Genomic DNA, 12,084 nt, shown 5'->3' with positions numbered 1-12,084 from the left:
ACTGATTGTGACTGTAACCAGATGTAAAATATTTTTGGTCTGTTAGAGACTGAGCAACTGATCGGCAAGAAGGGGGCGAGCGGATCAGGAAACCGGGCCGCAGGAATGCCCGGAGCAGGAGAGGGCTTGTTGGTGGTGAGCTTGACTGATCAGGGGTGGGAAGGGCGGGTTGTCATGAGGGAATCCTGATCTGCGCTCAAGACCAGGATTCATCCTTCATTCAAGCCGCATCGATCCTTGTCCCGCTCCACTTTCCTCCCGCCAGCTCAATGCATTTCAGCGCCAGAATCGTGGTCGGGTCGACCAGTGCGACGTTGTGGTCCTTTATCTGAAACGCCTCGCTGTGGGCCAGCACCAGTGGCAGTTCCGTGCAGCCGAGAATCAACACGTCGGCACCCAGTTCGCACAGGTGTTCCGCCGCCAGCAGCAATTGTTCCTTGCAGAGCCCTTCGGTGAAGCCGGCCTTGATGCCGCGTTCGCCGTAGATGGATTCCATGACCATGTGCTGGTAATCGAACCCCGGCGTGATGATCTGTAGCCCGGCGCGCCTGGCCGTTTCGTGGTAGACCTGACTCTGCACCGTTCCCGATGTGGCCAGCAGGCCGATGGTCTTGCCCGAGCCGTATTTCTGCGCGATCCACTCCACCGTCTCGGTCAGCATGTTGATGATGGGCACCTGCAAATGGGACTGGATGCGTTCGACAAACGCATGGGCGGTGTTGCAGGGGATTGCGATGGCGTTTGCGCCAGCGCTTTCCAGGCGTTTGCAGGTTGCGTACATCGCCATGGTCGGGTCGGTTTCGTCGTGCAGCAGACTGGCGGTGCGATCAGGAATCTGCGGATTCTGTTCGACCACCATCTTGATGTGCTCCTGATCCTTGCCCGCTGGCGTATGGGCAACCACTTTGCCCATGAAGTCCACGGTGGCGGCAGGCCCTACGCCGCCTACGATGCCAAGCTTGAAAGGCGGGCGTGCAGGCTGGCCTTTCTCCTGGGTCGCGAAGCTTGCATAGATCTCGTTGATATCCAGAACCGATACTCCGCGGCGCTGAAGTTCCGGGCAAACCAGCGATAGCTCCGTCATGCCTGGGAGCACCACCGTTGCGCCTTGTGCCTGCAAGGAAAGACACGCTTCATGGACCGTATCCAGAGGCGCGCCTTCAAGGTGGCCGTCCTTTATGCCGTTGACGCCGTACATCGCTTCCATTAGCGCAGACTGTGCTTCGGGATCGGGGTAAACGATCCTGAAGTCCTTGCCCAGATACCGCTCGAACAGCCCTGAATGAGCGACGAAGTCCGAAGCAATCACGCCCAGGGTCTTGCCGGGTTTGATCCTGAGGCGAGTGTGCCGGGCCAGCGCCTGCATCATGTCCAGCACCGGAATACCCAACTCTTCCTGGATTTCGGCGCGGAACGTGTGGCTGGCGAAGCAGGGCAGCATCACCGCATCGACGCCGCTTTCCTCGAACGACTTGCACACCTGGAACACATAGAACTTGCGCGACGTCATGTTGGCCCCCTGGTCAAGCGGCAGCAGCACGTCCTTGAACGGATGCTGCTCGAACAGGAAGTGGTAGCGGCCCTGATCCTCAAGCACCGCCCTGGATTTCACCAGCTTGTAGAAGAGGTCGCCCCCGGCCAGCGAGCCCAGTCCTCCGACGATACCCAGCTTGCGGACAAAGGCTCCCTTGCTGGCCGACTTCGATTTTCTCTTCATGATCTATTCCTCAGGCGACCGAAACCGGGTGTCCGGGCTGGACGCGTGCATCTGCGTTATCCGCTGTCTCCTCCGGGTCTTCGTGTGGCTCGGATTTCGCGACCACGGCTGTGGCGATGCTGTTGCCCACAACGTTGGTGGCGGTGCGCGCCATGTCCAGGAACTGATCGATTCCGATGATCAGCAGCAGCCCGGCTTCCGGCAGGTTGAACATCGGCAGGGTCGCGGCGACCACCACCACCGAAGCTCGCGCCACGCCTGCCATGCCTTTACTGGTGACCATCAGCGTCAGCAGGATCAACAGTTGCTGGGTGAAACTCAGGTCGATGTTGTAGGCCTGTGCGATGAACATGATGGCGAAGGCCTGATACATCATCGAGCCATCGAGGTTGAACGAATAACCCAGCGGTAACACGAAACTGGAAACCCGCTTGGGGGCGCCGAACTTTTCCAGAGCTTCCATGGTTTTCGGGTAGGCGGATTCGCTGCTGGCCGTCGAAAACGCCAGCAGAATGGGTTCGCGAATCAGCTTGCCCAGAGTGAAAACGGAACGCCCGAGGAACAGATAGCCAGCACCGAACAGCACGGCCCAAAGGACAGCAATCCCCAGATAGAACTCGGCGATCAGCTTGCCGTAATCGACCAGCAGACCAAGCCCCTGAGTCGTGATTGCCGAAGCGATGGCCGCAAACACACCAACCGGTGCCAGGGCCATGACGTAATCGGTGATCTTGAACATCACCTTGGCCAGCTCATCGATGGTGTCGGTGATCCGTGTGTAACCGGCGCGTTTGACGCCAGCCAGCGCAAAGCCGAAGAACAGCGAGAACACCACGATCTGCAGGATCTCGTTATTGGCCATGGCCTCGGCAATGCTGCGGGGGAACACGTGACTGATGAACACCTTGAGGCTGAAGTCGCCGGTATTGACCGGCACCGCCGCCGTTCCATGCTGGACGACTTCCATATTCAGCCCGGCTCCCGGCTGAAACAGGTTGACCAGCCCCATGCCGATTGTCAGCGAGATCACCGAGGCCGTCACGAACCAGGCCATGGCCCGCATGCCGATACGCCCGACCGAGCGTGAATTCCCCAGACTGGCAATGCCGCCGACCAGCGTGGCGAATACCAGAGGTGCGATGATCATCTTGATCATGCGCAGGAAAATATCGGTGATCATCGAAAAGTACGAAGCAATCTGCCTGGCGTTCTGCTCGTTTCCGGCGAAATGGTGACAGGCCCAACCCACCAGCACGCCCAGTGCAATGCCCATCGCGATTTGCCGTGGAAGTCTGTTTTTCTTCACGAAGCTGTCCTCAAGTGGTTTTTGATTTTTTTATCCGGCAGGAGACCAATCAGATTCGCCCAATGGCTCTCGTGGCCCTGGTGCTAGCGGCGATTCTAGGCAAGCGTTTGGCGGCGATGATGAGTAATCATGCTAAACCCATGCGCTTTTGGAATAGTTGTTGAAATGGCAGCGATAGAGGCGCGAAGCCGACGTAAAATGCGCATCTCACTGCGGGAGATGCGGGTATGCAAATCAAATGGCTGGACGATCTTCTGGCTATCGCCGAATGGAAAAACTTTTCCCGTGCGGCCGAAGTTCGCTGCGTAACCCAGTCGGCCCTGTCGCGACGTATTCGATCACTTGAAGAGTGGGTGGGCGTCGAACTGGTAGACCGTGGCACCTATCCCGTGCGGCTGACGGCTGCGGGAAGCGCGTTCTGTGAAGAAAGCCGCGAAGTGCTGGCGGGCTTGCTCAGGCTGCGCTCAACCTTGCGCGAAGTGGAGCGCATGCCAGGACGCTCCATTCAGGTGACCGCCGGGCACAGCCTGTCGATGACGTTTCTGCCCAAATGGCTTTCACAGTTTCAGCAACACAACGAGCAATTCAACGCACGGGTCGTTGCTGCCAACATCCATGACGCCGTGATTGCCCTGGAGGAGGGCAGTTGCGACCTCATGATCGTCTACCACCATCCCCTTGCGCCCATCCTGCTGAACGCCGAGCGCTTCGGCAGCCTGGCCTTGGGGCATGACGCGTTTATCCCCTTGTGCGCCCCGGACAAGAAAGGCCAGCCGCTGTACCGCTTGCCGGGCAGCGCCGCAAAACCCGTCCCGCACCTTGCCTATACCGCGACCACCTTCCTGGGTCGTGTCGCCGATATCGTCATCAAGAACGGCCCGACGCCCGTCAAGCTGGAACGCTGCTACGAAGCCGACATGGCCATGCTCCTGATGCGCATGGCCATCGAAGGCTACGGCGTGGCCTGGCTGCCACAAAGCGCGGTTGTCGACGAGCTTGAGCGAGGGCTGCTGGTAAGAGCCGGTGGCGAAGAGTGGAGCACCCGCCTGGAAATCCGCTCGTATTGCGCGATAGCGAACCAGAACCCGACCATGCGCAATCTCTGGAAAACCCTGGAAGGGGCTTCGCGGCTAAGTCAGTAAACGCTGTACTTTGCTGTGCCGCACGGGCATAACGGCTGCAATTTTTTCACTCAAGGGAATGTTCATGCACCACAGGACTCTTGCCGTCTTGCTCCTCTGTCTGCCGTTATCAGCCTGTAGATTCGAGTTCGGCTCTAAACCTCCGTTGCCCTGGGCGCAGGTCAAGAAACCCGTTATCGTTTCTGCACTGTCCGAGCGTATCCGTCAGGCTAATCCTTACCCGTCCGAGTTGGGTGATCCCTTGCAACAGCGCACTGGTCAGGAGCAACTGCGCAGGCAGATCAGCGATTTGAGGCAATCTGCTCTTTCACGTTGCATTGCAAGCCAGACGCCAGCAGGCACGTCCAAACCCTCTACGGGAGCGATTCAAGGGTTGTCGTCTTATGAGCAAATCATGATTGCGAATGGAAACTCCCCAACTGCTGCCCAACGTTGCTCACGGATTGCAGAGGGTGATCAACTGGTTTCGGACTTGCGTGTTCGGCTTGCAGGCATGGAAGCAGCAGAAGAAAAAAGACGGCAATTCGACATGAATATCCGAAAGAAAATCGAGCAGGCGGCTGACGATGCGATAGAAACCTATGCCCGCTCGCAAAAGTACGAACTGGTAGTGGGCAGCGACTCCAGCATCGTGTTCAACGAGAAAAAGGTCGTGCTGGATATTACCGAGGCGGTTATCGAGTCGATTAAAAACCGATAGTGAAATACCGCCTTACGTCAGGCCGTTACTCAAGACATGCTGTTCAAGAAACGTTCTGCAAAGCCGATGACATTGAGCGGTAACCGACTGATTCTTTTATGAGTAAGGACATTCCATGTTTCGCTTCATGCCCTCCATCCTTCTGGCTCCAGTGTTTGCAATTTCTCTTGTTGGTTGTGTCTCGAAACCCGCTACCCAGGTATCGACCATCGATTACGCGAAACTCAGCTACGAAGGCGTCAGTTTCAGTAAGCCCGGCGTGTCTGCTACCGTGCAGGCTGCCAGCTTCCGAACCGATATCGATGCATGTGCAGCTATCGCTGAAGAGCAGTATCAAAAATCCTTGGCCAGCAGTGCCCAGCTCTCGCAGTTGTACGGTCAAGCAATGAAACCTGAGACTTTTCAGGCCCTGAAAAAGCCTCAAGTGGTTGCTTGCATGAGTGGCATGAAAGGCTCGAATGACCAAGGCAAGGGTTGGGTGGTTGTTCGGTAATAGGGTTGGTCCGTTTCGCGAATGAGCGGAGCGATGCCCGATTCGCTCCACGGTAATGCCGATCAGTTAAGGCGTACATGTCTCCTACAAGTTTGTGTGTGCCTTAACTGCAATCCATTCGCGAAGACAATCCATCAAACCACGCCATACACCTGCTGCAACCGGTCACGATAGAAATCAAACGCAGCCCGTGCCCCGGCAATCACTTCCTTGTCCTGTTCTTCGGTCAGTTCCAGTGCATCCAGTTGCTGGACGAAGGCGCGCCAGTGCAGGGCGCGGCCGTCTTCGTGGGCGGCGAGGTGGCGGGCGCCGTGGGTTTCGTTCAGGTCGAGCTGGCGAGTGTGTTTGAACAGGATCGCTGCGCCGAGGTTCGAGCCTTCGCTGCAATACAGCCAGCCCAGCGCCTGATAAGCCGAGCCGATGGAGGCCGGTGCCGGGGTTTGTGGCGTGGGGATCTGCAGGTCGTTCAGGTCTGCTTCGACGGCCGGGAAGCGGTCGAGCTCGCTCAGGCCCGGCAGCAACGCGTTCAGGCTTTCATTGAGATAGACCGGTTGCAGCGCACCATGGAAACCATGTTGCAGGCGCAGGAAGTTGCCGTAGTTTTCAATGCTCTGGAAAGGCTCGTTGCGCATCACCAGATCGTTGATGTTGTCGTGTTCGGTGTGAGTCCCGGCTTTCAGTCGTTTGGCGCGTGATAGCGGTTCTGCAAGTGTGGCGGTGGACATGTCGGACTCCAGCGTGAAAGTAGAACTGCACGATAGAGTCCGCGTCAGGTGCCAACAATCGTGGGTCCATTAAGAGTTGTTAAGGTCAGAATGCCGCTTCGCGAATCAATACGGCGACCACCTTCTGCCAGGCGTAAATCAGCGGGCTGCGCGTCTCGGCGTCGATGCTGACGCTGCCTCTGAGGGCCTGTTGAATGTTCTGCGCCGCTGCGCTCGGTTGCAGCAAAACCCTATACACCGCCTGTTCCGGGACAGGTTCGTGTTCCTTGTTCAGGCGGGTGGCGATACCGCCCTGATAATCCGAAGCCAGCTCGGGAGCCGAAGCCAGTTTGCGCACGGCGGTTTGTTCGACGCGGGTGACCTGCAACTCGATGCGCGGACGAGACAAATCCTCGGGGTAGAACCAGGCGCTATTGTCTGCAGCGATGCGGTGCATGTCCTGTTCACTGACGAAAGCCTCGATCAGCGCGCTGCCCGGTGCTGCGAGGGTCGCCAGCCATTCTCCCGGCGGCAGCCATTGGCCGACGGCCAAGGGCTCGGCCATATCGACGAGCGTGCCGTCGAAAGGCGCACGAATCTGCAATTGATCAATCTGGCTGCGCAAGGCGTTGTAGCGCTCCTGAGCGGTGTCGAGCTCACGCTGCACCACCGGCAAGCGGGCGGCGGCGTCCTTGTCCATGCGCTGGAAGCTCAGTTGCCAGCTCAGGGTCTTGATCTGCAATTCAAGGTTGCTCAGTTCATGAGTCAGCGTCGGTGCTTCAAGGCGAAACATCGGTTGATCGCGCTCGATAATCTGACCGGGCTGCACATCGATGCTTTGCAGCCGGGCACCATTGGGTACCAGCAAGGTTGCCTGCTGGCTGGCGCGCAACAGGGCAGGTGCCTGAACGCTGCTGCGCCATGGCAGGCAGACGCCCAGTAGCAGTGCGGCGATTACAGCAGTGGTGATCAGGGTGTTGCGGTTCATGCGGTAGTCCTTGCGGCGTCCGGCCCAGTGTTGCAACTCACGAAAGATCGGCATCAGGATAAAAACGCCGATCTCGACGGCGAACAGCAGCAGCCCCAGCAACTTGAATGCGAAGTGATAGACCAGCAGGGCAATGCCCAGGAACAGGAAAAAGCGGTAGATCCAGGTGCCGAAGGCGTAGATCAGCAGCGTACGTTCCAGCCACGGCTCGAACACTTCCGGGCGCGGGTCGTCCAGGCCGAACAGCCACTCGCGCAGACGCCAGCGGGCCAGAGCAAAGCCGCGGCCTTGCAGGTTGGGCACGTCCAGCGCATCGGACAGCAGAAAATAGCCATCGAAACGCATCAAGGGGCTTAGGTTGATGGCCAGGGTCAGAATCCAGGTGGTGGTCGCCAGCATGAAGGCCGCACTGCGCAAGGGACCGTCAGGCAGAAAGCTCCAGAGCAGGGTCGCCCAGGCCGCCAGCGACAGCTCCACCAGCATGCCCGCCGCGCCAATCGCCAGGCGCTGGCGTCGTGCGGTCAGGCGCCAGGCCCCGGTGGTGTCGGTGTACAGCACCGGCCACATCACCAGCAAGGCCACGCCCATACTGGCCACCCGGCAACCGAAATGCTTGCAGGTGTAGGCATGGCCCAGTTCGTGAAGCACCTTGGTACAACCCAGGGTCATGGCCGCCAGCAATGCGCCTTCGAGGCTGAAGAAGTGCAGGAAGGTATGCACGAAGACGTCCCACTGACGGGCGACCAGAATCAGGCCGGTCAAGGCCGCCATCAGGGTCAGCAGGGCAAAGCCGCGACTCATCAGCGGTCGCACCCACGGCAATGTACGCTCCAGAAACGCATCGGGATTGACCAGCGGAATACGCACGAACAGGTAGTTGTGCATCAGCCAGCCGGCCCAGCCATGCTTGTTCTGCTGTCTGATCTTGAGCAGCCTTTCGTTGCCCTCCGGCCCTTGGGTCCGGACCAGTTGCAGGTTGCCGAGAAACGCCGCAAAGCCTTTGACGTCCTGAATATCCAGGGTCAGGGATGTCTGGGTGTTGACCGCATCCAGCACCCTTTGGCTGTTGCCGGTTTCCCAGCGGGCCAGCATTTCCACTTCGGCCCAGCCAAGCCGGAAGAACTGCCCGCGAGCCGGGTCTTCAAGGGTCCAGCTGGGCGAGCCGTCGCGCAGCCTTGGGCCGCGATGCAGTTTCAGTTCCTGACGCAGTTGTGGCAGGTCCGGGGTTGCAAGGTCGGGTATCACTTACAGCCCCACATGAATACGCAATGCCGCCAGCGGTCGACGCAGCAAGTAATAGAACAGCACCGTGGGTTCGGCATACAGCTTGGCGCTGCCCTTGAGGCCGATGCGGATGCGTGGGTCATGGGTGTCGAAGGTGCTTTTCAGTCGATACGCCATGACGCCATCGGGGTTGACGCTGGCGCGGTAGCCGATGCGTTGCAGGGTCGCATCCAGTGGCGACGTGGGGTCGGTGTTCAGGAACAGTTTCACCGGTGTCTGCGCTTGCAGGGAAATGGCATCGGCAACAGGCAACTGGATTTCCAGATCGGCATCCTGAGGCTCGGCGATCAGCATGATGCGTTCGCCCAGATTGACGGGACGACCGATCCAGTCGCTGGGGTCATCGAAAATCGCGATGCCGTCACGGGGCGCTTCAATACTCAGGCGCTTGAGATTGGCGGTGTAAAACTCGACATCGTTTCTGGCCTGTTCGCGCCGTCCTTGCAGGGTGGCCAGCGTGGCCTTGCTGCGTTCGTCGAACAGCGCCTGTTGCTGGGCCTGACGCAGCTCGGCATCGGCCACGGCATAAGCCTGGCGGGCTGATTCCAGATGGTTGGTCTGTTCGCGGGTATCGAGTTGCACCAGCGGCTGGCCGGCGGTGACGCGCTGGTTGGGCTGAACCAGAATGCGGTCCACCACAGCCGCCAGCGGCGCGCGCAGCACGGCCGGGTCCCGGGCGACAATTTCTGCCGGTGCCAATACCGACTGGCGTACCGGCAGCATCAATAATGCCGCTGCAGCCAATCCGGCGATCCACAACAGGCGCTTGCGTCTGCGCAGTGGCTGGCGTTGTGGACGATGCCCCGACAGGCTGCTCCAGGCGTGGCCGTAGCAATCCAGCAGCAGTGGAGCCAACAGCCGCTCGGTGTCGCGCAGCGGGACATCGCGACTCAGGAGCAACGCCCCAAGAAGCGGGCCGCCTGCCTTTTGCAACGGCAGCCAGATCAGGCGCTGGGCGCAATACTCGCTCCATTGCGGCTGGTCTTCGGCGGGCACTGTCGAAGCGGTCAGCTCATGAATATGCCGGGCATTGTCGGCCTGCTGCCAGCGGCGGCACTGGCGGTTCAGCCAGGTCACCATGGGGGCCTGTTGTTCCACCACGGCCAGCCCCGAAAAGCCTTGCAGGCTCTGAGTGTCGCAGCGCCAGAGGATCGCTTGCCGGTATTCCAGCAGCGAACGGCTGTCGTTGAGCAGGATGAAGCTCAGAGCTTGCAGGCTGTCGGCGGCGCGTACTTGTTGCTCCAGCTGGACCAGCAAGCTCAGGTGTTCCATGGAGCGGCTTTGCGCCTGACTCATGACTCACCCGGCGCGCTGAGTTTCGCCACGCCACTCATGCCCGGCAACAGGCTTTCATCGCTCTGGGTGATGCGCCCGAACACTTTCACCGACTGGCTGACCGGGTCGATGATCGCGCCGATCCGGCTGATCTGCGCCGGGTAATCCTTGCCGCTTTCGTCCAGATGCACGCTGAAGTTCTGGCCCGGCTTGAGCCAGCGCAACCAGTTGGACGGCACGATCAGTTCCAGTTCATAAGCGCTGTCATCGTAGATGCTCAGCAGCTCCTTGCCCTCGGCCACATATTCCCAGCGCTGCGCCTTGCGGGTTGCCACGCGCCCGGAGAAGGGCGCGTTGATGGCGCAGCGTCCGAGAATCGCCTGATTGATGCCGCTTTCGGCCCTGGCAACCGCCATGGCGGATTGCGCCTGGGTGACATCGGCGACACTGATGGAGTTGAGCTTGTCGAGGCGGTTGGCGACTTCCAGTTTCTTGCGCGCACCTTCCTGTACGGCAGCCGTGCGATTCAACTGCGCCTGATAGACGCTGCAATCGAACGCCACCAGCCGGTCTCCCTTTTTGAAGCGTTCACCTTCCTTGATGGACAGCTCGGTGATCTTCCCGGCCACTTCGCTGGACAAGGTGGTCTGGGCAATGGCGCTCAGTTGCACGCGCAGCACCGGTTGGGTGTCTGCGCCATGGGCCATATTGGCGGCGACGCTGATCAGAATCGCCAGCCAGACTCGCGAATGCTGTCGGATGGAGGCAGGCTCAGCGTGCATTTGCCGTGCTTCCTTGTTCCTTGAGCTCAATACCTTGCAGCGAGCCCAGGCTGTCGAACATATCGACCCTGGCAATCGGCGCGATGGCGACCGGGCTGGCAGGTGCCGGGCGGCTTTGGGCGGCGGTATTCAGTGATGTTTCAAAGCGCGGAATCTGCACCTGACCGCGTGCCAGATCAACCGCATTGCGGGCGATAGCCTGAGTCAGTTCGGTAATGCTTTCGCCTGCCAGACGCTGGGGCAGGGGATCGAGCCCCGCAGCCTGCTGGATCGCGCCGTAGGTGGCCTGCAACTCTGCGAAGCTGCGATCACGGGTGCGTTTCGCCAGCACGGTTTCGGTTTCGATCCGCACTTTTTCCAGCAGGCTCTGAGCCTGGCTGCTGTAGGCACTTTCACTTTGCGCCAGAATGCCGTCCTGCAAGCGTTGTAGCTCGTTGGAGCGCTCGAACAGCTTATTGGCACGCTGGTATTGCTGCCAGGCCACGTTGACCTGAGTCAGCACCGCCATACGCACCGCCTGACGACGCAGTTCGGCCACGGCTTCGCGGTTTTCGCCGGTTTTCTTGATGGACGAATAGGACAGCACGCTCATCAGGTTCCAACTGATCTGCATGCCGGCATCGGCCCATTGCTCATTGACCAGATAGCTGTTGCTGTCACGGTTCAGGCCCGCGAACAGGTTGACGCCGGGCAACAGCTTGAGCATCGCCATGCGGGTTTCCAGTACCGCGTTGCGGGCCTGATAGGTTTCTTCGCGGATTTCCGGGCGCTGGGTCATGGCCAGGGTTTCCAGATCGTCCAGGCTGTAGGCCACCGCGGGCGCTGTCATGCTGGCATCGTCCGGCACCGCCAGGCTGTACTGACTGGCAGGCGGGATGTTCATCAAACCGGCAAGACGTGCCTTGGCCAGCGCCAGTTCACCGTCCAGCACTTCCAGTTGGCGAATCATTTCCACCAGACTTTTCTGGTAGCGCAACGAGTCGATGGGCGTCAGCAAGCGCTCGCGCTCGGTAACGCGGGCCTGATCCAGCGCGGCGCGGGCCTGCACCAGTGTCGATTGAACCTGCGGCTTGAGGCGTTGCGCAGTGGCGGCGTCCCAATAAGCGGTGCGTACTTGCTGGATGATGTCGGCAATCACCCGGCGACGACGTTCCTCAGCGGCCAGGGTCTTGTTGGCCTGAACCTTGGCACCGAAGTAGCTGATGCCGAAATCCAGCACGTTCCACGACAACTGCAAGTCAGCCGTATGGCCTGAGCGATCAGAACTGGTGGACGGTTCAAGCGACTGGGTTCGGGTACGCACCGATTCGCTGGACGAGCCTGCGACATTGTCCCGACCACGCCAGCCTGCGCGAGCGGCCAGTTGCGGTAGCATCGACAGGTTCTGGGTGTCGAGCAGGCCTTCTTCCATGGCCTGTTCCATCAGACCCACACGTTGTTGCAGGTTGTACTTCACCGCCCGCGCCATGGCTTCGTTGAGGCTGACCGGTCGGTTCAGGGGCTCTTGCTGATCGAACATCTTGCTGCGGTCGGCGCTGGCCTGGGCCAGTTGCTGGTCCAGGTTGACCGGCTCGGGCTTGACCGCGCAGGCGCTCAGGCCGGCAACGATGCAGCCGATGCTCAGGCACAGGACGGTCTTGCGCAGCGCGAAGCCGGTCAGGCGCTGTTCTTGGGTGATTCTGGACATTGTTGC

The 12,084-nt window shown here is 59.8% G+C and carries 10 protein-coding genes; 3 read left to right on the top strand and 7 right to left on the bottom strand.

Features of this window, described 5'->3' with window-relative positions; translation table 11 throughout:
• Window positions 1-220: 220 nt before the first annotated feature.
• Both K5D32_RS04035 and K5D32_RS04030 read right to left on the bottom strand, forming a co-directional pair.
• The gene (locus K5D32_RS04035) at window positions 221-1,717 is read right to left on the bottom strand and encodes an aspartate/glutamate racemase family protein (protein ID WP_221599330.1); all 1,497 of its coding nucleotides are present in this window, start codon (window positions 1,715-1,717) and stop codon (window positions 221-223) included.
• A 10-nt stretch (window positions 1,718-1,727) separates the two neighbouring features.
• Complete coding sequence (locus K5D32_RS04030) at window positions 1,728-3,023, bottom strand: dicarboxylate/amino acid:cation symporter (RefSeq protein ID WP_221599329.1); 1,296 nt, start codon at window positions 3,021-3,023, stop codon at window positions 1,728-1,730.
• A gap of 227 nt (window positions 3,024-3,250) precedes the next feature.
• Between K5D32_RS04030 and K5D32_RS04025 the strand changes: the two genes are divergently transcribed.
• The 3 genes from K5D32_RS04025 (at window position 3,251) to K5D32_RS04015 (ending at window position 5,358) form a co-directional block, all read left to right on the top strand.
• Entirely contained in the window at window positions 3,251-4,165 is a 915-nt protein-coding gene (locus tag K5D32_RS04025) for a LysR substrate-binding domain-containing protein (RefSeq protein ID WP_221576983.1), read from the top strand.
• Window positions 4,166-4,406: 241 nt separating this feature from the next.
• Window positions 4,407-4,865, top strand: coding sequence for a hypothetical protein (locus tag K5D32_RS04020; protein ID WP_221592765.1), 459 nt, complete (start codon window positions 4,407-4,409; stop codon window positions 4,863-4,865).
• A 115-nt stretch (window positions 4,866-4,980) separates the two neighbouring features.
• Window positions 4,981-5,358: a hypothetical protein gene (locus K5D32_RS04015; protein ID WP_221592766.1), complete on the top strand. Its 378-nt coding sequence runs from the start codon at window positions 4,981-4,983 to the stop codon at window positions 5,356-5,358.
• Between the two features lie 134 nt (window positions 5,359-5,492).
• Here the strand turns inward: K5D32_RS04015 and K5D32_RS04010 are convergent, their stop codons facing one another.
• The 5 genes from K5D32_RS04010 to K5D32_RS03990 form a co-directional block, all read right to left on the bottom strand.
• Window positions 5,493-6,083, bottom strand: coding sequence for a biliverdin-producing heme oxygenase (locus K5D32_RS04010; RefSeq protein ID WP_221576984.1), 591 nt, complete (start codon window positions 6,081-6,083; stop codon window positions 5,493-5,495).
• An 85-nt stretch (window positions 6,084-6,168) separates the two neighbouring features.
• Window positions 6,169-8,295: an HlyD family efflux transporter periplasmic adaptor subunit gene (locus K5D32_RS26100; RefSeq protein ID WP_221599328.1), complete on the bottom strand. Its 2,127-nt coding sequence runs from the start codon at window positions 8,293-8,295 to the stop codon at window positions 6,169-6,171.
• The gene (locus tag K5D32_RS04000; RefSeq protein WP_221599327.1) at window positions 8,296-9,630 is read right to left on the bottom strand and encodes an efflux RND transporter periplasmic adaptor subunit; all 1,335 of its coding nucleotides are present in this window, start codon (window positions 9,628-9,630) and stop codon (window positions 8,296-8,298) included.
• Window positions 9,627-10,391, bottom strand: coding sequence for an efflux RND transporter periplasmic adaptor subunit (locus K5D32_RS03995; RefSeq protein ID WP_221576987.1), 765 nt, complete (start codon window positions 10,389-10,391; stop codon window positions 9,627-9,629). The genes K5D32_RS04000 and K5D32_RS03995 overlap by 4 nt, the downstream gene beginning before the upstream one ends.
• The gene (locus tag K5D32_RS03990) at window positions 10,381-12,078 is read right to left on the bottom strand and encodes a TolC family protein (protein ID WP_221599326.1); all 1,698 of its coding nucleotides are present in this window, start codon (window positions 12,076-12,078) and stop codon (window positions 10,381-10,383) included. Before K5D32_RS03990 ends, K5D32_RS03995 begins: the two co-directional genes overlap by 11 nt.
• Window positions 12,079-12,084: the final 6 nt, after the last annotated feature.

Source organism: Pseudomonas cichorii, assembly GCF_019719005.1.
Taxonomy (GTDB): Bacteria; Pseudomonadota; Gammaproteobacteria; order Pseudomonadales; family Pseudomonadaceae; genus Aquipseudomonas; species Aquipseudomonas cichorii_E.
Note: the sequence above shows the minus strand (reverse complement) of the source record. Positions and strands in the feature narration are given on the sequence as shown.